The sequence below is a fragment of the Amycolatopsis sp. NPDC114504 genome (assembly GCF_055633595.1).
On record NZ_JBVKDU010000006.1, the window covers coordinates 748,627 to 771,159 of the forward strand.

19 protein-coding genes and 1 tRNA gene are annotated in these 22,533 nt (G+C 70.6%); 6 read left to right on the forward strand and 14 right to left on the reverse strand.

Annotation, left to right across the window (positions count from 1 at the left end; translation table 11 throughout):
- Positions 1-124 precede the first annotated feature (124 nt).
- The gene (locus tag ACZ7PG_RS45325) at positions 125-1,240 is read left to right on the forward strand and encodes an Hsp70 family protein (RefSeq protein ID WP_470245397.1); all 1,116 of its coding nucleotides are present in this window, start codon (positions 125-127) and stop codon (positions 1,238-1,240) included.
- Entirely contained in the window at positions 1,237-4,023 is a 2,787-nt protein-coding gene (locus ACZ7PG_RS45330; RefSeq protein ID WP_470245398.1) for a helix-turn-helix transcriptional regulator, read from the forward strand. Before ACZ7PG_RS45325 ends, ACZ7PG_RS45330 begins: the two co-directional genes overlap by 4 nt.
- A gap of 46 nt (positions 4,024-4,069) precedes the next feature.
- Here the strand turns inward: ACZ7PG_RS45330 and ACZ7PG_RS45335 are convergent, their stop codons facing one another.
- The 3 genes from ACZ7PG_RS45335 to ACZ7PG_RS45345 are packed head-to-tail and all read right to left on the reverse strand — an operon-like array spanning position 4,070 to position 6,022.
- Positions 4,070-4,813 carry a ferredoxin reductase gene (locus ACZ7PG_RS45335; RefSeq protein ID WP_470245399.1) on the reverse strand — a complete coding sequence of 248 codons (744 nt, stop codon included), beginning with the start codon at positions 4,811-4,813 and terminating at the stop codon, positions 4,070-4,072.
- Entirely contained in the window at positions 4,783-5,382 is a 600-nt protein-coding gene (locus ACZ7PG_RS45340) for a sulfite oxidase-like oxidoreductase (protein WP_470245400.1), read from the reverse strand. Before ACZ7PG_RS45340 ends, ACZ7PG_RS45335 begins: the two co-directional genes overlap by 31 nt.
- Before the next feature lie 28 nt (positions 5,383-5,410).
- Positions 5,411-6,022: a pentapeptide repeat-containing protein gene (locus ACZ7PG_RS45345; protein WP_470245401.1), complete on the reverse strand. Its 612-nt coding sequence runs from the start codon at positions 6,020-6,022 to the stop codon at positions 5,411-5,413.
- A 44-nt stretch (positions 6,023-6,066) separates the two neighbouring features.
- Between ACZ7PG_RS45345 and ACZ7PG_RS45350 the strand changes: the two genes are divergently transcribed.
- The 3 genes from ACZ7PG_RS45350 (at position 6,067) to ACZ7PG_RS45360 (ending at position 8,571) form a co-directional block, all read left to right on the forward strand.
- Positions 6,067-6,969, forward strand: a complete 903-nt coding sequence (locus ACZ7PG_RS45350) for an ornithine cyclodeaminase family protein (RefSeq protein ID WP_470245402.1) — start codon at positions 6,067-6,069, stop codon at positions 6,967-6,969.
- Between the two features lie 321 nt (positions 6,970-7,290).
- Positions 7,291-7,545 (forward strand): hypothetical protein, encoded by a 255-nt coding sequence (locus tag ACZ7PG_RS45355; RefSeq protein ID WP_470245403.1) that lies wholly within the window; start codon positions 7,291-7,293, stop codon positions 7,543-7,545.
- A 204-nt stretch (positions 7,546-7,749) separates the two neighbouring features.
- Positions 7,750-8,571: an LmeA family phospholipid-binding protein gene (locus ACZ7PG_RS45360; protein ID WP_470245404.1), complete on the forward strand. Its 822-nt coding sequence runs from the start codon at positions 7,750-7,752 to the stop codon at positions 8,569-8,571.
- A 60-nt stretch (positions 8,572-8,631) separates the two neighbouring features.
- Here ACZ7PG_RS45360 and ACZ7PG_RS45365 read toward each other — a convergent pair whose 3' ends face one another.
- From ACZ7PG_RS45365 to ACZ7PG_RS45410, 10 genes are all read right to left on the reverse strand, one after another.
- Positions 8,632-9,198 carry a hypothetical protein gene (locus ACZ7PG_RS45365; RefSeq protein WP_470245699.1) on the reverse strand — a complete coding sequence of 189 codons (567 nt, stop codon included), beginning with the start codon at positions 9,196-9,198 and terminating at the stop codon, positions 8,632-8,634.
- Complete coding sequence (locus ACZ7PG_RS45370; protein ID WP_470245405.1) at positions 9,198-10,814, reverse strand: extracellular solute-binding protein; 1,617 nt, start codon at positions 10,812-10,814, stop codon at positions 9,198-9,200. Before ACZ7PG_RS45370 ends, ACZ7PG_RS45365 begins: the two co-directional genes overlap by 1 nt.
- On the reverse strand, positions 10,811-11,941 hold the full coding sequence (locus ACZ7PG_RS45375) for a toxic anion resistance protein (protein ID WP_470245406.1): 1,131 nt from the start codon (positions 11,939-11,941) through the stop codon (positions 10,811-10,813). Before ACZ7PG_RS45375 ends, ACZ7PG_RS45370 begins: the two co-directional genes overlap by 4 nt.
- 1 nt (position 11,942) lies before the next feature.
- Positions 11,943-13,022, reverse strand: a complete 1,080-nt coding sequence (locus ACZ7PG_RS45380; protein WP_470245407.1) for a hypothetical protein — start codon at positions 13,020-13,022, stop codon at positions 11,943-11,945.
- 96 nt (positions 13,023-13,118) lie between these two features.
- Positions 13,119-14,612 carry a carboxylesterase/lipase family protein gene (locus ACZ7PG_RS45385; RefSeq protein ID WP_470245408.1) on the reverse strand — a complete coding sequence of 498 codons (1,494 nt, stop codon included), beginning with the start codon at positions 14,610-14,612 and terminating at the stop codon, positions 13,119-13,121.
- Positions 14,612-16,033, reverse strand: a complete 1,422-nt coding sequence (locus ACZ7PG_RS45390) for an ATP-binding protein (protein ID WP_470245409.1) — start codon at positions 16,031-16,033, stop codon at positions 14,612-14,614. The genes ACZ7PG_RS45385 and ACZ7PG_RS45390 overlap by 1 nt, the downstream gene beginning before the upstream one ends.
- Positions 16,030-17,682, reverse strand: a complete 1,653-nt coding sequence (locus ACZ7PG_RS45395) for an FAD-dependent oxidoreductase (protein WP_470245410.1) — start codon at positions 17,680-17,682, stop codon at positions 16,030-16,032. Before ACZ7PG_RS45395 ends, ACZ7PG_RS45390 begins: the two co-directional genes overlap by 4 nt.
- Positions 17,683-17,692: 10 nt before the next feature.
- Positions 17,693-18,619: a ribonuclease Z gene (locus ACZ7PG_RS45400; RefSeq protein WP_470245411.1), complete on the reverse strand. Its 927-nt coding sequence runs from the start codon at positions 18,617-18,619 to the stop codon at positions 17,693-17,695.
- Positions 18,620-18,632: 13 nt separating this feature from the next.
- Positions 18,633-19,202, reverse strand: a complete 570-nt coding sequence (locus ACZ7PG_RS45405; RefSeq protein WP_470245412.1) for an HdeD family acid-resistance protein — start codon at positions 19,200-19,202, stop codon at positions 18,633-18,635.
- Positions 19,203-19,351: 149 nt separating this feature from the next.
- Positions 19,352-21,538, reverse strand: a complete 2,187-nt coding sequence (locus ACZ7PG_RS45410) for an RICIN domain-containing protein (RefSeq protein ID WP_470245413.1) — start codon at positions 21,536-21,538, stop codon at positions 19,352-19,354.
- Positions 21,539-21,816: 278 nt separating this feature from the next.
- Between ACZ7PG_RS45410 and ACZ7PG_RS45415 the strand changes: the two genes are divergently transcribed.
- Positions 21,817-21,889: transfer RNA gene (locus ACZ7PG_RS45415), tRNA-Ala, on the forward strand.
- Positions 21,890-22,115: 226 nt separating this feature from the next.
- Here the strand turns inward: ACZ7PG_RS45415 and ACZ7PG_RS45420 are convergent.
- Positions 22,116-22,274, reverse strand: coding sequence for a hypothetical protein (locus ACZ7PG_RS45420; RefSeq protein ID WP_470245414.1), 159 nt, complete (start codon positions 22,272-22,274; stop codon positions 22,116-22,118).
- Between the last annotated feature and the right edge of the window lie 259 nt (positions 22,275-22,533).

Below are 22,533 nucleotides of genomic sequence, written 5' to 3' on the forward strand. Positions count from 1 at the left end.
GCTCGCAGTTGGGTTAAATCCCTCCAGCCCCTTGATTGACTAACCCGTTTGGGTGAGGATGCCCCGAGCCCTAGGGGGATCCCGCACCCCCGATCGGCCCCGCGAGGTGAGGAGGAAAGCGCCATTGCCTTACGTCCTTGGGATCGATGTGGCACAGGGGCGTACCCACGCCGCGACCTGCCACCGTCAAGGCCCCGGCTGGAGCGAACCCGAACCGCTCTGGCTGGGTGAACGAACCCCCGCCGCCGCGTCCGCGCTGTTCCTGGACGACGAGGGGTACCTGCTCACCGGGGACGCGGCCGCGCAGGCGGGCGCCCAGGTCCCGTCCCGGCTGCTCACCGGCTTCCACCGGCGGATCGGCGACGACGTGCCGATGCTCGTCGAAGGCGAGCCGTTCCCGCCCGAGACGCTGACCACCGTGCTCGTCGAGAGCATCGCCGAGCACGCCGCGAACCAGTTCGGCGGCGCCCCGCAGCACCTGGTGCTGACCCACCCCGCCGACTGGGGCGGCTACCGCCGTGACGTGCTGCGGAGGGCACTGGCCGACGCCGGGTTCCCCGCGGTCACGCTGGTCCCCGGCTCGATCGCCGCGCTCGGGGCGCACCTGCCCGTCCCCGGCCCCGGCGCCACGGCGGCCGGGGTCTGCGAGTTCGGCGCCGACGGCGTGAACGTCACCCTGGCCACGGCGACCGGCGCGAGCGGCTGGCAACCGGCCGCGAGCGCCGAAGGCGTGGCCCCGGCGGCGGCGCTCAGCACGCTCTTCGCCCTCGCGAACGCGGCGTCGACGTCCCCCAAGGGACTCGCCGGCGTGGTGTTCTGCGGCGACGTCCCCCCGCACGCGCTGCCGGCCCGGCCGCCGTGCCCGGTGTTCGCGGGACCGGTTCCGCCGGCGGCCACCGCACTCGGCGCGGCCGCCCTCGCGGCGCTGCGCGCGGACCACCGGGGTGCCCCGCACGAACCCCCCGCCGTCGAGACCACCCTGCTCCCCCAGGTGGACACGCTCGGTGACCTCGGCGAGCGGCCACCGCGTCCGCCGGTCGAGATCACGCCGTTCGAGCTGCCCGAAAAGAGCAGTCCGATGAACCTGTTCCGGCGGCGGCGTCCCCTCGCGGCCGCGGTGCTCCTGCTCGCCGCGGCCACCTCGGCCGTGGTCATCACGGTCACCGCCCGCGAAGCCACCGCCGTCCCCTCCCCCGTCCCGAGCCACTGCGCCCACCCCTCCGGTGAAGGTCCCTGTTGAACACTCTGCTCACGCAGGTCCCCCCGCTTCGCACCGTCCCCGTGCACCCGGCGGCGCTGCGGCTGCTCGACCAGGTCACGGCCGACCCGGCGGCGCCGATGCGGCTGGCCGTCGTCGCCCCCGGCGGGTACGGCAAGAGCGTGCTGCTCGCCGCACTCGACCGCTGCTACCGCGCGGCCGGCGTCCAGGCCCTGCTCGTCGACGACGCCGACCGGCTGGGTCCCGACCAGCTCGAGGAGCTGCTCACCGGCGCGGACGGCCCGATCGTCGTCGCCCACCGGCCGGCCGCGGTGGCTTCGAGCTGGACGTTGCTCCAGCTCGGCCCCCTCGGCATCGAGGACGTCGCACGGCTGATCGCGGCGGTGACGGGTTCGCCCGCCGAGCCCAAGGCGGCGGCCGAGCTCCACGCGCGCACCGGCGGAGTCCCACGCCTGGCCGAGCGCGCGCTCCTCGGGCGACTGGAGGAGTTCCGCCCGGAGCTGGACGAGCTCCCCGACGACGTCCTGCGGTATCTGATAGCGGCGGAAGCCGGGGCAGGGCGCAATCTCGACTTGCTGTGCGCGTTGCTGGACCGCGGCCCTGATCAGTTGCCATCGATCGTCGACGCGGCCCGCGCAACGGGTCTCCTCGGCCCGGACGACACGCTGCTTCCGCTGGCCGCAACGGCTGTCCGCGACTTCGGCCCACCCGCCCGCCGCCTGACGACGGTCCAGCGCCTCGTCGAACTGCAGTTGGCGAATGGTCTCCCGGTACTCGACCTGGCGCGGTCGTTGCTCGGCACGGGCAGCTCCGGAGCATCAGCGGCGGCCGCGTTCGCAGCGGCGGCAGCGGAGGCGTTACCGGCCGACGCACGGCTCGCGGCCCGGCTGTTCGAGGCAGCGGCGGAGGCGGGCGACCGGTCATCGGTGGTGACGGCGGGCTGGGCCCGCGCGACGGCGTTGTCAGGCGACCTGGACACGGCGTTGCGCCTCGGCGACGGAATGCTCGGCGCGGCCGATCCGGAGACCCGCGCGGCCGGCGCGGCGATCGCGGCGACTGTGCTCGCGCATCGGGGTGAGCTGGCTCGGAGTGCGGAGCTGTACCACTGGGCGTCGCGTAGCGCCGAAATGATGGCGCCTGGCGGGCATTCCAGCAGCCACGGCACCGCGGGCGCCGGACATCCCGGCAGCGCTGGGCTCGGCAGCGCGGGAGTCTCCGGCGGCGCTGGGTTCCCCGCCGGCGCCGGGCACCCCGGCAGCACCGGGCACCCCGGCAACGCGGGTCTCGGCAGCGCGGGAATTCCCGGCAGCGCCGGGCTCCCCGCCGGGACCGCGCATCCCGGCGGCACTGGGTTCCCTGCTGGCACCGGACACCCCGGCAGCGCTGGGCACCCCGGCAGTGGTGGGTTCCCTGCCGGCACCGGACACCTCGGCAGCGCTGGGGTCCCGGCCGGTGCCGGGTTCCGCGGCGGCACCGGGTTCCCTACCAGCGCCGGCGCCGGGCTTCCCGGCATGGCCAACTGGGCGGGAGCCGATGCGTTCGCGGCGATCGCGCTCGTCGGCACCGGTGATCTCGACGGGGCCCGGCGGCTGCTCGACTCGCCCGCGCCCGGTGTTGCGCCGACCTTGTTCGCCGGGGCGGCCACTCGGATGGCCCGGGGCATCGCCGATTCGGTGGTCGGCTGCGCGACGGAGACCTTGTCGACCCTGCTCGGCGCCGCGGCGATGCTGGAGCCGGCGCTGGGCGGCACCTTGCTGCCCGACAGCCCGGCGTCGCTGGCCGCGCTCGCCGCCTTGCACACCGGGGAACTCGCGCTGGCGGAGCCCGTGCTGACCCGCGCCCTCGACGGCGGGATCGGCGGCGACCTGCTGTCCGTGCGGCACCGGCTGCTGCTGGGCTGGGTCGCGATGACCGCCGGCGACCTCGCGACAGCGGCCGAACACCGCGACGCCGTCGCCGGCCGCACGCTGGAAGCCCGCGACGAGCTGTTCTTCGCCACCCTGGAGCTCGGCTTGGCGCGCCGGGCCAGCGATCTGGTGGGTTTGCAGCGGTCGTGGCACCGGGCGTACCAGGCGTCGATGCGGCAGCAGACGGACCTGTTCACCCTGCTGCCGCTCGGCGAGCTCGCGATCGCGGCGGCCCGCACCGGCGCGTTCGCGAAAATTTCGGGTCAGCTCGAACGGGCCCACACCCTGCTGGCGCGCCTCGGCGAACCTCCACTGTGGACGGTCTCGCTGGTGTGGCACGAGCTGCACGCGGCGATCACGCTGGAGGACGCGGAAGCGGCGAAGGCGCACCTGACGACGTTGGAAACGCACGCCCACTGCGGCCGCTACCCGCACGCGCTGGCCACGGCGGCCCGCTGCTGGCTGTCGGTCCGGAGCGGCACGTTCGCCCCGGACACGATCGCGGCGGCGGCGGCCGAGATGCACGACCTGGGCCTGCGCTGGGACGCGGCGCGCCTGGCCGGCCAGGCGGCGATCCGCACGTCCGACCGCAAGGCGATGGTCCAGCTGCTGGAGGCGGCCCGCCAGTTCCAGGGAACGGCGGCCCGCCGCGAGCCGGGAACATCGGAGCCCGCGGCGGCCGGGACGGGCTTGGCGGCGCTGAGCGAGCGAGAGCTCGAAGTGGCCCGGCTGGTGGTCGAGGGCCTGACGTACAAGCAGGCGGGTTCGAAGCTGTTCATCTCGGGGAAGACGGTCGAGCACCACATGGCCCGCATCCGCGGAAAGCTCGGCGCGGCGGACCGCCGAGAGCTGCTCGCGACGCTCCGAGAGCTGCTTTCCCGCCCGGACGCGCCTTAGAACAGCCGACCCCGGGTCAGTCGCGGCTGGGTCAGTCGCGGCTGGGTCAGTCGCGGCTGGGGCCGAACCTCTCCGTGCGGATGCGGTGCGGGTCGTGGCCCAGTGCGACCAGGATGTCCGCCGCCGTCTCGACGAAGCCCGTCGGTCCGCAGATGAAGCAGTCCGCGCCGAACTCCGCCGGCCAGCCCGCCGTGTTGAGCGTCGGCACGTCGATGCGGCGCGGGATTCCCGGGCGGCCTTCCGGCAGCTCGCGCGTGTACACGTACGTGATGTCCAGGCCCGCCACCGGCGTGCGCAACTCGTCCGCGTAGTACAGCTCGGCCGGCGTGCGCAGCGAGTAGATCAGCTTGAACGGGGTGCGGACGCCCGCCGCCCGGCGGGCGCGGATCATCGCCATCACCGGGACGATGCCCGAGCCGCCCGCGATCAGGAGGACCGGTGCCGGGTCCGCCGGGCGCCAGACGAACCAGCCGCCGACCGGGCCGCGGATCTCCACCGGGTCGCCGATCGCGTACGGGCCGGCCAGGTGCTCGGACACCTCACCGTCGGGGACGCGCTGGACCGTCAGCTCGACCCGGTCACCGTCGGCGGGCGCGGCGAGCGAGTAGCTGCGCTGCGCGCGGTAACCGTCGGCCGCCGTCAGGCGGACGTCGACGTGCTGCCCCGCCAGGTGACCCGGCCAGCCGGGCAAGTCGAAGACGAGCGTGCGCGCCGTCGGCGTCTCGTCGCGGAAGTCGGCCAGGCGGGCGACCCGCCAGGCTAGTCGCCCTGATACCGCTGTTCGCGCCATGGATCCCCGTAGTCGTGGTAGCCGACGTTCTCCCAGAAGCCGGGCTCGTCCCGGGTCTTCAGCTCGAGCCCGCGCACCCACTTCGCGGACTTCCAGAAGTACAGGTGCGGCACGAGCAGCCGCGCCGGGCCGCCGTGCTCCGGGGTCAGCGGCTTGCCGCCGTACTCGTAGGCGATCCAGGCCTGGCCGTCGAGCAGGTCGGCGAGCGGCAGGTTCGTGGTGTAGCCGCCGTAGGAGTGCACCATGACGTAGTCGGCGGCCGTGTCGAGCCCGCCGACCAGGGTGTCCACCGCGACGCCGCGCCAGCGGGTGTCCAGTTTGGACCACTGGGTGACACAGTGGATGTCCACTGTGGGCTTCTCGCTGGGCAGGGCCATCAGCTCGGCCCAGCTCCAGGCGTGCTTCTCGCCGGACTCCGTGGTGACCGTGAACTCCCACGTCTCGGTGCGCACGCGCGGCGTCGGGCCTGCGGACAGCACGGGGAAGTCCTCCGCCAGGTACTGCCCGGGTGGCAAACGCGGGTTGCCGCCGCGGGCCCGGCCGCGGAACCCCGGTGTCACGACGCCCATCGCGGCTCTCCTCCCGATCGGCCCGAGCCTACGCCCGGACGCGCAGCCCGAGCGACGTGACGAGCACCGCAGCCTGTTCGGGTGACACGATCGCGCCGGCCAGCTCGGCGTTCACCGGGTCGAGCGCCGAGAGATCGCTGCCCCTCAGCTCGGCGCGGGACAGCTTGACGGCGTGCAGCGTCGCCGCCGAAAGGTCGACGTCGGCGAACACCGCGTCGGCGCAGTTCGCCCCGGTGAGATCGACCTCACGCATGCGCACCCCGTGGAAGGCGACCGACCGCAGGTCGGCCCCCGCCAGCCCGGCGAACGACCAGTCGCCGCCGGTGACCCGCAGCGGGCGCAGCTCGCACTCGCTGAACGTCGCGCCGACCAGCTTGCACCCGGTGAACTCGGCGTCGAAGAAGTTGCACCGTTTGAAGCTGCAGCCGGTAAACGCCGAGTCCGCGTGCCGGGACGCGTTGAAGCGCACGTTGCCGAACACGCAGTCGGTGAAGACCGAGTTCCGCGTCTGCGTCTCCGAGAAGTCGACCTCGCGGAACTCGCACCGCACGTAGTGGCGTCCGGTGATCTCCTCCCCGTACCAGTCGTCGCGGACGAACCGCTGGTCTTCGACGGGTGGATCTTGCGCGGCATCGGACACCTCGTCAGGCTAGCGGCAGTTCTCCGGCTTCGAAGGGTTCGCACATGCTCGATGCTCACGCCGTCAGGTCGGCCGTTCCGATGACCGCCGCCGTCGACGCGGTCCGGGAGGCCTTCCTCGACCTCGCCGCCGGCCGTTTCGTGGTGCCGCAACGGTTGTCCTTCGGCGGCGGCACGACGCTGGTGATGAGCGCCTGCCACACGCCGACGTCGACGACGGTGGTGAAGACGCTCAGCCTGGTCGCCGGCCGCACGCCGATGATCCTCGGGACGCTGGTGTGGAACACGGCCGCGGGCCAGGTGGTCGCCGACGCGATCGAGGTGACCACCCTGCGCACCGGCGCGGCGTCCGGCGTCGCGACGGACCTGCTCGCGCCACCCTCCGCCGGCCGCTTGGCACTCCTCGGCACCGGCGCGCAGGCCGCCGACCAGGTGCGGGCGGTGGCGGCGGTACGGCCGGTGAAACGGCTGGCGGTGTTCGGACGGGATCCGTCGCGCGCTCAGGGCTTCGCGGATCGTGTGCGTGCCGAGTTCCCGGGGATCGAGACGCGGGTCGCGACTTCGGCCGCCGACGCCGTCTCCGATGCGGAGATCGTTTGCTGTGCTACGTCATCGTCGACTCCTCTGTTCGATGTGGACGACCTGCCGGAGCGGGTTCACGTCAACGCGATCGGGTCGTATCTGCCTTCCATGCGGGAGCTTCCGGCCGAGCTGCTCGGTTCTGCTTCGTGTGTGGTGGTGGATCAGGTCGAGGCCGTGCTCGAGGAAGCCGGTGAGGTGATCCACGCGGTGGACAGTGGGGTGGTGAAGCGCTCCTCCTTGGTCGAGCTCGGCGACGCGTTGGGTACGCCGCCGGCAGTGAGTGGACGGACGGTGTTCAAGTCCGTCGGTCTCGCGGTGCAGGACTGGGCCATCGCGCGGCTGCTGGGTGACGCCGGCCCGCGTTGACGGCCGTGAACGCGGACCTGAGTGGACGACACGCGTACCCGGACGGACGACTCGCGTACCTGGATGGACGACACGCGCGTGACTGGGTGGGCATCACGCGTGACTGGACGGGCATCGGGCGTGATTGAGCGGGCATCACGCGTGATTGGGAGGGCATCGGAGGCCGGTTGGGGGGCGACTGAGGGTGTGGGAGGGGCGGCAGAGAGCAACGGGAGCCGCCGAACGGCGCAATCTTGGGGTTGGAGCGTTTGACGGGTCACCCGATCCGGGAATTTTCCGGGCATGTCTCCTTGGCGAACCACCACCAGACGGAACACGGCCGTGCGGGTCATCACGGCGATCGGCGCGATCTTCGCGGGGATCGAAGTGCTTTACATGATCATGGTGCTCGCCGGTGCCAATGCCGGCAACGCCTTCTTCGTCTTCATCAAGTCACTGGCGGTTCCTCTCGCGTTGTTCTGGCCGGGTCTGTTCCCGGTGGACAACCCCAGCCTGGCCGTGATCCTCGACTTCGGCCTGGCCGCGGTGTTCTGGCTGGTCATCACCGGCATCATCGCCCGCTTCGCGGGCCGGTGACCGGCGGGCGACACCGCCCTCCGAACTGCCACCTGTCGTCGCCGCCCCCTCCGGTGACGGCAGGTGGCTCCCAGCCGCCCCAGCGGGTGCGTCCGGGCAGGAGGCGGCCGGCGGGTCAGGTCCCGCACCGTCGCCGCGTGAGAATCGCCGCTTTCACCTGACCTGCCGTCGGCGGGCCGCCCGGCCTTCGGCGACACTGGACGGATGAGCGACGGCAGGTGGTTCGACGGCTGGTCGCCCTGGCCCGAACTGGCCGGGCTGGCCGGGCTGGCCGCGGCCGGGCGTTCCCTGCTCCCGAACGTCCCGGTCACGCCGGGCGCCCTGGTGCGCACCGTCACCGAACAGCTCGTCGGGCGCCGGCTGACCGCCAAGGTCGACGGTCGCGACGTCGGCCTGACCCTCACCGAACTCGACTACCCGGCCGACAGCCTCCGGCTGGCCACCGGCCGCATCGGCGACGTCCGGATCGTCGCCGAGGACGTCGACTGGCCCGAGCCCGAAGGCGGCAGCATTCCGCTGCGCCGGGTCACCGTGCTCGCCGAAGACGTCCGCCTCCGCTCCCTTCCCACTCCCTCCGCCAAACCCGCCCGCGTGGACCTGCGCATCGCCGTTTCCGCGGACGTGCTCCGCGAAAGGGTGGCGAAGGTCCGCCCCGGGATCGTGGCCGCCCCGGCGGACAGCGGGCTGCTCCAGATCCACTGGGCCAAGAAGCCGCACTGGGGCCACTTGACGCTGGAAGCCCGGGTGGAAGCCGACGCGGTCGTGCTCGTGCCCCGGACCCTCCACATCGGACAGCGCACCCTGCGCCCACCGAAGCGCTTCCAGCCCATCGTGCTTCCCCTGCCGGAACTCCCCCCGGGGATAAAGCTGACCAAGGTGGAACCGCGGCACGACGAACTCGTGCTGCACACCGTCGCCGAAGAGTGGCCCGAACGGCTTTCCCGCATTCCTCTCGCCGACCTGTTGAGCTGGTTGACCACCGCAGCGGTGACCCTGACCTTGCCGAAACTCGGTTCGCGTCCATGAGATCCAAGCTACTCGAACGCGCGTTCGAACGTCACCACTCACAAGAGTAGCGCCGCGAACTCACCCGTCCCGGTCACGCAGATACCGCGTGTGATCGGCCTGCCGGTCGACCTCGGTCGCGTAGAACCGCTCGGCCACCCGGTGCGCCTCCGCCTCGAGCAAACCCAGCTGTGTCACCAGTTCCGAGCCCGCACCGGCCCGCCGGGCCGCGAACCACCACGGCAGGTTCAGATAAGTCTCCAGCGACAGAGGCAGATCCGTGCCCGCCAAGCGGACGACCGCGTGCCGCACATCGGGGTCAGCCGACAACCGCGCAGGATCGGACAGCAAGTCCCGCAGGACTTCCGCGATGCGTCCCACCGTGTCCACAGTGGACTCGGGCATGCGCGAAGACTGCGACGCGACCCGGTGCACCAAGGTTTCCAAGGAAGAACGCAGCTCAGCGGACGTGTCGGGGACCAGCCGGACCTTCTCCGAAGGCGCGAGCAGCGCCCCCACCAGGTACAACGCGACCACGACGAACGGCCAGAACCACCCGATCACCCCCGTCAGGTACAGCACCACACCGACGAGCCCGCCGACGCAGCCGAGCAGGTTCTTGGTCGACCCCAGATAGCGCAGCAGCATCATTGGTACCCGCGGATCTCCTGGAACACGCTGGACAGCTGGACCTTCCGCGCGTCGAACACCTTGCCGCCGGTCGCCCCGGCGACCTGCGTCAGCTCGTCGCTCGACCCCTCGCCGAACAGCACCGTGAACACCGGCACCTGCTTCATCGCCGGCGGCAGCGAGCCGGACGACGCCTGGAAGTCGGCCAGCGACGAGCCGTTCGCGTTCTCGCCGTCGGTCATCAGGACGATCGAGGTGAACCGGTCCGGATCGCGCGCCGCCAACGGTTCCAGCACCCGGTAAGCCTCCGAAAGGCTGTCGTAGATCGCCGTCCCGCCGCCCGCCGACAGCCCCTCGGCGAACGTCTTGATGCGGTCCAGCTCGCCCTGCGGGTTCTGCTCCGGCACAGTGAACGTCGAAGGCCGCGAAGGACTCGTGTTGAACGGCAGCATCGTCACCTCCTCCCGGCTCCGGAACCGCCTGAACCGGCCGGCCAGCGACGTGTCCGCCCCCGTCAGCCCGACCAGCGCGCTTTTCAGCGAATCGATCCGATCGCCCTTCATCGAACCCGACGTGTCGAGCACGTACAAGGTCCGCGACGGCCGCCGGATCTTGTCGAAGTACGCCTGGAGCAGCGCGTCGACGGCCTGCTGCGTCGCCGGGAACGGCAGCTCGACGAGGTCGCGCGCCGCGAACTGCCGCCCCAGCGCGACGCCCGGGACCACCGGCCGCCGCTGGGTCGTCTCCATGATCTTCTTCTGGACGTCGGGCGTCCGCAGGTAGTCCGAGAGCCGCTGGTGTGCCGAGCGGGCATCGTTCCCGGCGTCCGAAAGCAGGGTCAGCGGGTAGTCGGCCGTGACGACGCCGTCGCTCGGGTAGACCAGCGTCAGCGGCTCCGGCAGCTTCCCGGACGCGTTCGCCGACAGCAGCACGGACTCGTAGTTGATCAGCCCGTCGACCTTCTGCCCGGGGTCCTGGCCGGTCGCGCGCCGCGTGTACGCGTCCGACAGCCAGCCCGACGACCCGGCCGAAAGCGCCTGGGCGCTGAAGAACTGCGTCAGCTGCGGAGTCACCGACGCGATCTGCTGGGCGTCGATCGCGTTGCCCGCGCCGGCCAGCGCCGAAGCCACCCCGACCAGCGCCGAGAACCCGGAGTTCGACGCCGACGGGTCGGTCATCCCGTAGCTGAACGCCTTCTTCCCGGCCTGCGCGGCGATCTCACCCCAGCTGACGGGCTTGCCCGCCCAGCCGAGCCGCTGCACCACGGACGTCGCCAGCCCGAGCACGACCGGCGAGCTCATGATCTTGACCTGGTTGCCGAGCCGTTTCGCCGCTTCGGGAATGCCTGCGGGGTAACGGTTCGAAGAGAACCACACGGCGTCGTACTTGCCGTCGACGCTGCCGTTCGCGAGCGCTTCGGCACCTTCGAGGGTCCCGGTGAACGTGAACTTGACCGTCACTCCGGTGGCGCGCGCGGCTTCGTCGAGCACCGGCTGCATGTCCGCCAGCTCGCTGCCCGCGAGGATCCGCAGCGTCCCCGGCTCGGGATCCCCCAGCGGCGCGGACGGAGCGGCGTCGGAACAGCCGGCCAGCAAGGCCGCGCCCACCGCCAGCGCGAGAAGTTTCCTGATCATGCTTCCCCCTCGTGCGAGCGCCGCAGGTGGTCCTCGGCGCGGCGGATCTCGCCGGACAGCGACTCGACGGTCGCCGCCATCGTGCGGACGGCGTCGGCGCGGAACCCGTCGATCGCGTCGATCGAGGCGTAGATCCGGTCGAACGACTGGCGGATCGTCTCGGTCGCGACGGCGGGGTCGCTGCTCGCCTTGCGGATTTCGGCGGACTGCAGGTCCAGCAGCTCGGTGTTGGCGCGGATCAGCCCGTCGGTGGTCGCCTGCAGCGCCGCGACCTCGTCGAGGACGTCGCGCTGGCTCGCCAGCGCACCGCTGACCAGCAGGGCGACCCGCAGCGCGGACACGGTCGTCGACACCGCCCGCTCGACGCCGCGGACCAGCTCGTCGTTGTTCTTGCGCACCAGGTCCAGCGCGAGGTAGCCCTGCGCGCTGACGGCGAGCTGGGTCAGCAGGTCCTGGTGCCGTTGCCGGATCGGGTACAGCACGTCGGCGCGCAACGCGTTGGCGCGCGCGGGATCCGTGAAGTCGAAGACCCCGGCCTGCGTCTCGATCGCGCCGTCGACGGCTTCGGCGAACGCGGCCGCCTCGGCGAGCTTGCCCATGACCTTCCACAGCCGCCCGCGCTCGCCCTTGATCGCGGCGTTGTCGCGACGCAGGACGTCCTGACGGCCGCGGAGGTCGACGACCAGCGCGTTGACCGGCTCGTTCGCCGCGCGGTAGCGGTCCAGCGCCCGCTTCGCGCCTTGGGCGACCGGGAACATCCCGAGCAGCTTGCGCCCGGTCAGCGGCAGCTTGGCCGGGTCCAGCTCGGCGACCGTGCGGCGCAGGCTCGTCAGGCTCGTCGTGACGCCGTCCTGCGGGGACGCGGCACTGCGCAAGGACCGGTCCAGCATCGACCCCGCGACGCCGGCCGCGGCCCGCATGTCGGCCTCGCCGACGGCCAGCAGCTCGTCCAGGAGGTCCGTGAACTCCGGCGACCGGACGTCCAATGCTTCCAGCCGCGCGGCGAAAGCTTCGGCGCGAACGGTGACTTCCGACCGCGTGTCGTCGCTGAGCGTGATGAGCCCGGCGGCGCGCTCGGCGGGGATCGCGGTGACGGGCTCGGGCGGGGTGAGGGCGAAGTCGTCCATGTCAGTACTGCTTGCCGACGGCGTCGAGCAGTCGCTCGAGCGTTTCGAAGGTCGGCGGCTCGACGGCGTCCACGAGGTCGGCCGGCGCGTGCGCCTTCGCCGCGACGTCGGCGAACAGCTGCGGGTTGGTCGTGCGGAACCCGAAGGTCGCGGCGAGTTTGCCCAGCTCGGGGTCGGTCGTGAGCAGCTGGCCCACCTTGTCGCCGTCGCCCGAGAGCGGGACGAGCGTGTGCTTCGAGTAGACCGTCGGCGCGGTGTAGAGCATGCGCATGTCCGGCCGGATCGACCCGTCGCCGCGCTCCACCCGGTCGACGAACTGCGACTCGTAGATCAGCGCCAGCGGCGTCTTCCCCATGCCCGCCGACAAGTAGTCCTCGAACGGCCCCTCGGTGCTGTTCTGCGTGTACCCCTGGTCGAGGAACAGCTTCGACACCGACGGCAGCACCTTCGCCTCCTGGTCGGGTGTGCTGACGACGGTGTTGCCGTTGGCCACGAAGGAAACGATCGACAGGTACATCGCCGCGGAGTTCGACTCGCGCGGGTCGGTCGTCGTGACCAGGACGTTCTTGCGCGCCGGGTAGGCGGTGTTGCCGGGCAGCTGGTCCCAGCGCGTCCCGGCCTTCGCCAGGTCGAGGTACTTCGCGATGTCGAGGACGTCGTAGTCGCCGGCGCCCTTGTGCACCACCCCATTGGCCCGCAACAAAGAAACGATCGGCTCGAACGACGCGATCGCCATCGGCGACTGGAACGGCGTGTAGACCGTCGTCACCTTGCGGTCGCGCTGGATCTTCTGCGCGGCCGGTGACGACGACGGGAACGCGAACGCGTACTTCCCCAGGTCGACGGTCGTCGCGATCTGCCGCGAGCCGGCTGTGTCGACCTCGACCTTCAGGCCGTTGCGGGCGAAGGCGTCGACGACGCGCTGGTCGGTGAAGAAGGCCTGCTTCTCCGACCCGATCACACCGCGCACGGTGGTGAGGTCGCCACCCTGCGCGGAGTCGTCGCCGCGGCCCCAGACGATCACGGCGACGACGGCCAGCAGCAGCACCACGGCCAACCCGATGGACACCTGGCGTTTCACTGTCACTCCCCTCGACGGCCAAATCCTCTACGGCCTTCGACTCGTTTGACGCGCGAACGAGCCAGCTCGAAGTGAAGGAAAGATGAACTAACGGTGTCAGGACGGCTGGAACCAGGTTCCGGACGCCCATTCCGTGTCGCCCCAGGCATTTCGCTCGTCGGACCGTGGATCGAGCACCAGGTCGGTGTCTTCCCGGAAAACGAGCACCGGCCGCAACTCGGGGCCGTACGGGGGCCATTCGGGGCCGTCGGCGTCCGCGACGCCGTCCCGGACGAACCGCACCCAGCACCGGTGGATCAGCAACGCCGCGCTCTCGCGCTTCGGGTTGACGGCGGACCCCTGGGTAGCGAGCGGCAGCGGGGTCTTCCACGCCATGGTCGTCTCGGTGCCGTGGCCGCCGTCGAGCTGCTCGGGCACGCCGGGCGCGGCGATGTCGATGCGGTAGCGGTAGACGGCCGCGTAGGCGGACTGCGCGTCGGCGAGGCGCTGGGTCGGGACGCCGTAGCGTTCGTCGCCCATCGCGGCGATCTTCGCGGACTTCAGGTCGGGGACGCGGCGAAGGTACGTCTCGAGAAGCCGCGAAGCGCCTTCGTCCCCGAGGATGCCGTTCAAGACCGAGCTTGCCGGAGCGGTCGCGACGTCGTCACCGAGCATCAGCGCGTACGTGCTGCCTTCGTTGCTGTTGCAGCCCACGAGCAGCGTGACGCCGGCCGCGCTCCCCCGGCGGATCGGCTCGATCGGCACCTCCGGCAGCACGCGGGGGTGCAGCGTCGGCCGCCACAGCCACAGCGCCTGGAAGCCGGTGAGGATCCGTTCCTGCGCCTCGACGAACTCCTTCGCCGGCAAGGCACGCAGCGCTTCGACGTCGTGGCAGCCGACCTCGTCGAGGAGCCGCCGGGCCAGCGCGGTCCCGGCCTCCGGCGTCGCGACGTGGTCCGCGCCGCCGCTGCTGCTGATCGCCTGGGCGAACAACCCCGTCCCCAGCGGGCTGCCCATCAGGTTCCCGACGCTCTTCGCGCCCGCCGAGACGCCGTAGACGGTGATCCGATCGGGGTCGCCGCCGAACGCGGAGATGTTGCGGCGCACCCATTTCAGGGCCTCGACCTGGTCGAGGAACCCGCACACGCCGGCGTCCGCCTCCGGCTCGCCGAAGAGGCCGGCGAGGTGCAGGAAGCCGAGCGAGCCGAGGCGGTAGTTGATCGTGACGACGACGATCCCGGCGCGTGCGAACTCCTCGCCGTCACCGAGCTGCTCGCCGTGGCCGACGCGGTAGCCGCCGCCGTGCAGCCAGAACAGCACCGGCCAGCCGCGGTCGGGAACGGGCCCTTCCGGCGTGCAGACGTTGAGGTACAGGCAGTCCTCGTCGCACACGGCGGACGGGTTCATCGGGTCCGGCGACTGCATCGCGTGCGGCCCGTACTCCGTCGCGACGTGCACGCCACCGGACAGCGACGGCGGCCGCGGCGCCTTCCAGCGCAGCTCCCCGACCGGCGGGTGGGCATACGGGATCCCACGCCACCGGCGGACGCCGTCGCCCGCCAGCCCCACCAGCGCCCCGAGCTCGGTCGTGACCGTCGGGACGGAAGCCATCAGAGCGAGGCCTGCTCGACCGTCGGCAGGCAGATTTCGAACCGGGTGTTCCCGGGCTCGGACTCGACGCGCAGGTCACCCTGGTGGCGTTCGACGACGATCTTCCACGAGATGTCCAGGCCGAGGCCGGTCCCTTCGCCGACCGGCTTCGTCGTGAAGAACGGCTCGAAGATCCGCTGCTTGATGTCCGCCGGGATGCCGGGGCCGGTGTCGCCGATCTCGACGCGGACCTGCTCGTTCTGGCCCCACGTGCGCAGCGTCAACGTGCCTTCGCCCTGCATCGCGCCGAGGGCGTTGTCGATGACGTTCGTCCAGACCTGGTTCAGCTCGGCCGGGTACGCCGGGATCTTCGGCAGGCTCCGGTCGTACTCCTTCACGATGCGGACGCCGTCGCCGATCTTGCCCGCGAGCATGACGAGCGTGGAGTCGAGGCCGTCGTGGACATCGACCCACTGGTGCGGCGCCCGGTCCATCTGCGAGTACTGCTTGGCCTTGCCGACCAGCGCGGAGATCCGCGTGGTGGAGTCCTCGATCTCGCCCATCAGCATCTCGGTCTCGAGCGCGTAGGCGAGCCAGCGGACGGCGCCGTCGATGAAGGTGTCGCCGACCTGCTCGAGGACGTTGTCCAGGTCGGCCGTGGTCAGGCCGGCGCGGACGTAGATGTCGGCGAGGTCCCAGCCCTGGTCGATGCCGCGGTCGTCGAACCAGTCGGTGATCTCGTCCTCGCGGTCGGCCTGCTGCATCGCGGACAGCTTCTCGGCGTTGACGACCTGCTTGACCAGGCGTTCCTGGACGTCGATGAGCTGGTAGAGCAGCTCCGGGTCGATGTCCTTCTTCGCGAGGAAGGCGAGCTTGTGCCGCATCCCGGCGACGCGTTCGCGCAGGGCGGACGTCGCCCGGACGGCGGCCGCGGCCGGGTTGTTCAGCTCATGCGTGAGTCCGGCCGACAGCTCGCCCAGCGCCAGGAGCCGACGACGCGAGCCGATCACGGTGTCGCTGTTGCGCCAGCCGAGGTACATGCCTTCGAGGAGGTGCGTCGCCATCGGGAACCACCGGCGGAACTCGAAGGAGAACTCCTTCGAGGGCAGCGCCAGGAACGTGACATCGGACAGCGCGCGCACGGTGGCGTTGTAGGTGTGCTCGCTCTCCTGGTGCACGAAGAACTGCGTCGCGCCGAAGTACGCTCCGCGCTGGTCGGACCGGTTGGTCTCCACCTCCGTGCCGCTGACCAGCCGCGTCATCCGGATCGCGCCGTTCAGCAGGACGTAGAAGCAGGTCGCCTCGCCGCCCTCGCTGATGACGGTGGAGTCGGCCGCGTACTCCTCGAGCACGGCGTTGGCGGCGATCCAGTCGAGCTGGTCTTCGGAAAGGTGTTCGAAAAGGAAGAGCCCGCGAAGCTCTTCCCGCGGCAGTGCGCTCATTGTTCCTCCAGGTACCGGTGTACCAGCGTCACGGCCATCGCGCCCTCGCCGACCGCGGACGCCACCCGCTTGACCGACTGGGCCCGCACGTCACCGGCCACGAACACACCGGGGACGGACGACTCGAGGTAGTGCGGATCACGGTCGAGGGTCCAGCCCGCCGGCCGCTGCCCGTTCGCCGTCAGGTCGGGGCCGGTGCACACGAAGCCGTGCTCGTCGCGGTGGATCGTCTCGCCGAGCCACTCGGTGCGCGGGGCGGCACCGATGAAGATGAACAGGTGGCCGCTCTCGACCGTCTCGGTGACGCCGTTCTCGCACAGCGTGAGACGTTCGAGGTGCTCGTCGCCGTGGGCCTGCTTGACCGTGGTGTGCGTGCGGACGTGGATGTTCTCGATGCCGGCGATCTGCTCGATCAGGTAGTGCGACATCGACGACTCCAGCGACTCCCCGCGCACGAGGATCGTGACGTCGCTCGCGTGCCGGGAGAAGAACACCGCCGCCTGTCCGGCGGAGTTGGCGCCGCCGACGATGTAGACGTGCTCGCCCTTGCACTCGGGCGCCTCGGTCGCGGCCGAGCCGTAGTAGACGCCGCGGCCGCTCAGCTCCTCGATGCCCTCGGCGTCCAGCGCGCGGTAGGTGACGCCGCTGGCGAGGATCACCGAGTGCGCGGCGATCTCACTGCCGTCGCCGAAGGTGACGACCCGGGACGAGCCGCGGGCCTCGAGGCCGACGACGTCGCGCGCGGTCAGCACCTCGGCACCGAACTTCTGCGCCTGGCGCCGCGCCCGGTCGGTCAGCTGCGCGCCGGAGACGCCGTCGGGGAAGCCGAGGTAGTTCTCGATGCGCGAACTGGTGCCGGCCTGGCCACCCGTGGCCTTCTTCTCGACGAGCACCGTGCGCAGGCCCTCGGACGCGCCGTAGACGGCGGCGCCGAGGCCCGCCGGCCCCCCGCCGATCACGACGAGGTCGTAGAACTCCTGCGCCGGACGGGTCGACAAGCCGACCGCGTCGGCGATCTCGCTGCCGGAGGGGTGTTTGAGGACGGTGCCGTCCGGGGTGACGACGACCGGGATGTCGGCGTCGGTGGCGTCGGCGGCCTGCAGGATCCGGCGCCCTTCGTCGTCTTCGACCGAGTACCACCGGTACGGGACGGCGTTGCGGGCGAGGAAGTCGCGCATGTGGAACGACGGCGAGTTGAAGCGGTGGCCGATGAGCTTGACCTCTTCGACCGGCTTGTCGCCGACGGCTTTCCAGGTCTCGACCAGCGCGTCGATCACCGGGTAGAGCTTCTCCTCCGGCGGGTCCCACGGCTTGAGCAGGTAGTGGTCGACGTCGACGACGTTGATCGCCTGGATCGCGGCGTCGGTGTCGGCGTAGGCGGTCAGCAGGGCGCGGCGGGCGTGCGGGAACAGGTCCATCGCCTTCTCGAGGAAGGCGATCCCGTCCATCTGCGGCATCCGGTAGTCGGCGAGGATCGCCGCGACGGCGTCGCCGCGCAGCTTGATCTCGCGCAGCGCGTCGAGGGCGTCGGCACCGGAGTCGGCGCGGATGACGCGGTAGTCCTTCCCGTACCGGCGCCGCAGGTCACGGGCGACCGAGCGGGACACGGCGGGATCGTCGTCGACGGTCATCAGGATCGGCTGGCTCACGAGATGCAGCCTACGGCGCCCGGTGGTCCGCTGGGGAGGACCGGCGTTTCGGGACCTGGACCCGCTCCAGGTCCTCGGCCACCACGATCTCGCCGTCGAACTCGGCTTTCGCCTCCTCCAGGAAGCGCGCCGGATCGGGGTAGCGCTGCGAGAAGTGGGTCAGGACGAGCTGCCGCACCCCGGATTCGGCGGCGACCCGCGCCGCCTGCTGGGCGGTCAGGTGCCCGAAGTCACGGGCGAGGTGGGTGTCCTCGGCGAGGAACGTCGACTCGATCACGAGCATGTCGGCTTTTTCGCTGAGCGCGTACACGCCGTCGCAGAGGCGGGTGTCCATGACGAACGCGAACCGCTGGCCGGGCCTGGGGACGCTGACGTCTTCGATTCTGGTGGTCCCGAGCCGGCCGTCCCGCTGGAGCTTGCCGACGTCCGGGCCTTGGATGCCGTGGTCCTTCAGCTTGCCGGGGAGCATCGTGCGGCCGTCCGGCTCGACCAGCCGGTAGCCGAAAGCCTCGACCGGGTGACTCAGCCGCCGCGCTTCGAGCGTGAACTTCCCGGTCGCGATCGGGCCGTCTTCGGCGATCGGGTGTTCGCGCAGGTCGGCCTGCTCGTAGAACGACGTCGCGTGGCGCAGCCGCTCGAAGTAGTGCGCGCCGGAGGCCGGGAAGTGGGCGTGGACCGGGTGCCTGACCGCGTCCAGCGACAACCGCTGGATGACTCCGGGCAGGCCGAGCGTGTGGTCGCCGTGGAAGTGCGTGATGCCGATCCGCGTGATGTCGGTGGCGGCGACGCCGGCGCGCAGCATCTGGCGCTGGGTCCCTTCGCCGGGGTCGAAGAGGAGGCCCTCGCCGTCCCATCTCAGCAAGTAGCCGTTCTGGTTCCGGAGGCGCGTGGGCGCCTGGCTCGCGGTGCCCAGCACCACCAGTTCGCGGGTCGACACCCCCGCACGCTACTCACGCGGCGGGTGCGGTGTCCCCCAGTTTGCGCAGCCGGAAGGCCAGCACCAGCAGCATGATCCCGTAGAGCAGCGCGTAGATGCCGACGAGCAGCGCGATGCCGAACGCGCCGGCGATCGGGTTGATCACGATGAGGACACCGGCGATCACGGAGAGCGCGCCGGCGGCGATGAGGAACGCCTCGCCCTGGATCTGCTTGCGCAGCCGGATCGCGGCGGCGATCTCCGCGACGCCGGTGACGATCGCCCACAGGCCGACCAGCAGGGCCAGGAGCAGAACCGTGATGCCGGGCCAGACGAGGACCAGGATTCCGGCGACGATGCCGAGCGCGCCGAGGATTCCGTAGGCGGCGCGGTGGCCGGAGTCGCCCGGGCGAAACGCCTGCATCAGGCCGCCGACGCCGTCGACGATCGCGTACACGCCGTAGAGGATCGCCAGCACGAGCACCGTAGCGCCCGGCCAGGCCAGCGCGAAGATGCCGAAAAGGACGGCGACCACGCCGCGGACGGCGGCGATCGGCCAGGCTCGGCGGGGTTCGATGACGGAAAACGCTGCGAAGGAGGTCATGGGTCGCTCCTCGGGTGTGGGGCGTCCCATTATCGCGACCAATCGCCCGGCCGGCGTGATTCACCACCCGTTCGGGCCATGCGTCCACTGTGGCCGGACACATAGGACCGGCGTGCGCCGCGGCCGCCACCACGGCGCACGCCGGTTGCTCAGGGGTAACTGACCAGGTTGACCGGCTTGGTGCCGGTCGGGGTCGTGTCACCCGTGTTGTTGATGACGTGCGTGATCGTGCCCTGGTAGTTCAGGGAGACGGTCACCATGTCGTGGAACTTCACGCCCGCGGTGTTCGGTGCCTCGAACGCGTGAGCGCTGGCGACCGACGGGTTGGTGCTGAAGTAGCAGTAGCTGCCCAGCCCCCACGCCTCGTGACTGGTGACGTTCGGGCCGACCTTGTAGGCCGAGTAGCCCTTGGTCGAGCCGTTCATCCAGCCGGCCTGGTTCGGCACGTCGTAGGGCATCTCGTTCTGGAAGAAGTACGTCCGGCCGCCGTTGCCGTTCCAGACGACCTGCGTCTTCTGGTAGTGCTCGACGAACAGGCCGTACATCGTCACGTTGTTGCCGTTGACCGTGAGCCCGTTGTCGGCGGTGTTGGTGCCCCAGCCGACGTTGTTGCCGTTGTCGGCGTGGTCGGCGCGCCAGATCCACATGTGGTCGCCGATCACGTTGCTGCTGTTCACCACCAGGCTGTTCGTCGCCTTGCCGACGGCCGGGCCGCCGATCCGGAAGAAGACGTCGTGCAGCGACGTCGGGTCCGCTTCGTGGTTCGCGGCCGAACCGGCGGCGCCGACCTGCATGAGCGTGTTCGAGTTGGTCGTGCCGGCGTCGATCAGCAGGCCGGCGACCTTGACGCCGTCGACGTCGTCGACGTTCATCGCGGTGACGCCGTTGTCCGGCACCATCGTGGCGATGCCGAGCCCGAGCACGACGGTGTCCGGCCGGGTGACGTGCAGCGCCTGGTTGAGGTGGTAGACACCCGGCGTGACCAGCAGGTTCTTGCCCGCGGCGAGCGCGGCGTTCATGTCCGCGGCGGTGGCGCCGGGCTTGGCGATGTAGAACTGGTCGATCGGCAGCGACGTGCCCGGCGCGGTCCCGTTCGCCCAGCTCGTGCCGGACGCGTTGGTCTTCACCCCGGGGACGAAGACCTGGTAGTTGCCGGCGTTGTCGATGTAGAGGAACGGCTTCTCGCGCACGACCGGCGTCTGGTTGACGGTGGTGTACGGCGGGGCCGGGAAGGTGTTCTGCGGGGCGCCCTGGACGCCCGCGAAGACCATGTTCCAGTTCGAGCCGGACCAGCTGCCGAACTGCGAGTTGCGGGAGATCCACTGCTGCTGCGAGCCGGAGCGGACCTGGCCGTCGATCTTCGAGTCGGAGATCCAGCCGCCGCTGGCCCAGCCGCCGTCGTCGAGCTGCAGGTCGCCGCGGACGTGCATGCGGCGGTACGGCGCGGCCTGGCTGACGGCCCAGCGGTCGGCGCCGCCGGTCGGGTTGACGGACAGGTTCTCGGCGCCGCGCCAGAAGTTCTGCGTCGCGTTCTGTGGCGGGAACCAGTCGGCCTCGACGTGCACGGCGCCGTTGATCGTCACGGCGTCGGGGCTCAGGCCGAGGCCCAGCACCTGCGTGTAGAAGCCGACGTTGACGTCGTTGGAGTAGGTGCCGGGCTTGAACATCACGGCGTAGCGCTGGCTGCCGAACTGGTTGCGTTCCTGCTGGCTGAAGATGCTGTTGAGCCGGCTCTGGATCGTCGAGCTGGGCATCGACGGGTCGAAGATCACCACGTTCGGGCCGAGATCCGGCTGACCGGGCTGCGTCGTGTTCACGGGGTTCAGGATGAACGACTGGGCGGTGGTGCCGTTGCAGGAGTACTGCTGGAGCTGCACGGAGTCGGCGGCGGAGGCCCCGGGGACGTCGAGGCACTTCCCGCTGTTGCGGCTGACGAAGTGGTAGCGGCCGTTCCCCTCGTCGACGGCCTGCCACTGCTGGTTGGCACCGTTCGAGTAGGTCCAGAGCTGCACGAGGCCACCATCGGCGGTGGAGACGTTGCTGACATCCCAGGCGGCGGCCGCGTTGGTGCGCGCGTTCACCCGGAAGTAGCCGTCGCCCGTGGACTGGAACTGCCACTGCTGCGAGGCGGTCTGGTTGCAGGAGTACTGCTGCACGACGGTGCCGTTGGCGGTCCCGGCAGCCCGGGCATCGACGCACTTCCCGCTGTTGACGGCGGCCACGGTGTACCAGCCGTCCGGGGTGACCGCCGCTTGCGCGTTCGTCGCGGTCGCGGTGCCCGCGACCAGGGCGAACGCCGCGGAGAGCAGCGTCATCACCCGCCGTCTCGTCTTCATCGAAACCTCCTCTGCCGCGGTTCGCGGCGTCCGTAGAGCAGGAAACGGCAGAGGCGTGCCCGGTCTAGGGGTAGACGCGGCGTAACGGGCGGGGACCTCGGCGTCACAACCGCCGAAAATGTAACGGCGGCCACACCCGGAGTCAATACACGACTAAAAATAAGGCGTAAAGTCGCAGGTCGGCGCCCCGTTCACTGGGACTGGCACCCCCTCTGCGGAGGGCATGCGGGGGTCCTGTACGGTATTGCCATACGAGATGCGGAGTTCACCTTCGCCTCGGGGCTATGGCGCAGCTGGTAGCGCACCTCACTGGCAGTGAGGGGGTCAGGGGTTCGAGTCCCCTTAGCTCCACCGTGACGAAACACCGCCCGCCGGATCCAAAGATCCAGGTAGGGCGGATTTTCGTTGTATCGGATCTTGAGTTTCGCCGAGCAGAAGTTCAGCTACCGGCTAGTAGCTGAGGCAGAACTGGGGTACGGGCCGGATGGCGGCGAAATGGGGTCACGGAAAGTGCTCCAGTAGTGCCCCCAAACAGGTAGATCGCCAGAGGTACTTCAGCCGGCCGCACAGCCCACCGTCAGCGTTCGCGCTGCAGCGCCTCGGGTAGCCCGTACGCCCCGACATCGGCCAGCTTGTCCATGACGTCGAGACATCTGTCGCGCATTGCCGCGTCACCTTGCCGATAGAGCCGGAGCACGACGGTGACGATGTCACAGCTGATGGACCGCGGGCGCATCTCGGCTGAGGTTATCGCCGGGTACGAAGCCCACCTGGCCACGCCCGATGAGCTGGAGCCTGAGGCTAAGCCGGCGCGCAAGCGGGCATCACGAAAGAAGAAGACTGACACGCCCACGTGAGATCATCTACCCAGAGCAACACCCATGTGATCATACGTAGTTTATTTGACCCTCAAGCCCGATTGGGTGTAACACGTGCGGGGTGCATCGCCGACTATCCAGCGTGATACATGCTTAGGTGGTCGCAGTGATCAGTAG

Excerpts from the sequence above, each read along its gene's own strand:
- ACZ7PG_RS45335 (WP_470245399.1), bottom strand. The coding sequence starts at position 4,813 with ATGGCGCGAACAGCGGTATCAGGGCGACTAGCCTGGCGGGTCGCCCGC.
- ACZ7PG_RS45340 (WP_470245400.1), bottom strand. The coding sequence starts at position 5,382 with ATGGGCGTCGTGACACCGGGGTTCCGCGGCCGGGCCCGCGGCGGCAAC.
- ACZ7PG_RS45350 (WP_470245402.1), top strand. The coding sequence starts at position 6,067 with ATGCTCGATGCTCACGCCGTCAGGTCGGCCGTTCCGATGACCGCCGCC.
- ACZ7PG_RS45360 (WP_470245404.1), top strand. The coding sequence starts at position 7,750 with ATGAGCGACGGCAGGTGGTTCGACGGCTGGTCGCCCTGGCCCGAACTG.
- ACZ7PG_RS45365 (WP_470245699.1), bottom strand. The coding sequence starts at position 9,198 with ATGCTGCTGCGCTATCTGGGGTCGACCAAGAACCTGCTCGGCTGCGTC.
- ACZ7PG_RS45370 (WP_470245405.1), bottom strand. The coding sequence starts at position 10,814 with ATGATCAGGAAACTTCTCGCGCTGGCGGTGGGCGCGGCCTTGCTGGCC.
- ACZ7PG_RS45375 (WP_470245406.1), bottom strand. The coding sequence starts at position 11,941 with ATGGACGACTTCGCCCTCACCCCGCCCGAGCCCGTCACCGCGATCCCC.
- ACZ7PG_RS45385 (WP_470245408.1), bottom strand. The coding sequence starts at position 14,612 with ATGGCTTCCGTCCCGACGGTCACGACCGAGCTCGGGGCGCTGGTGGGG.
- ACZ7PG_RS45390 (WP_470245409.1), bottom strand. The coding sequence starts at position 16,033 with ATGAGCGCACTGCCGCGGGAAGAGCTTCGCGGGCTCTTCCTTTTCGAA.
- ACZ7PG_RS45405 (WP_470245412.1), bottom strand. The coding sequence starts at position 19,202 with ATGACCTCCTTCGCAGCGTTTTCCGTCATCGAACCCCGCCGAGCCTGG.
- ACZ7PG_RS45410 (WP_470245413.1), bottom strand. The coding sequence starts at position 21,538 with ATGAAGACGAGACGGCGGGTGATGACGCTGCTCTCCGCGGCGTTCGCC.
- ACZ7PG_RS45420 (WP_470245414.1), bottom strand. The coding sequence starts at position 22,274 with ATGCGCCCGCGGTCCATCAGCTGTGACATCGTCACCGTCGTGCTCCGG.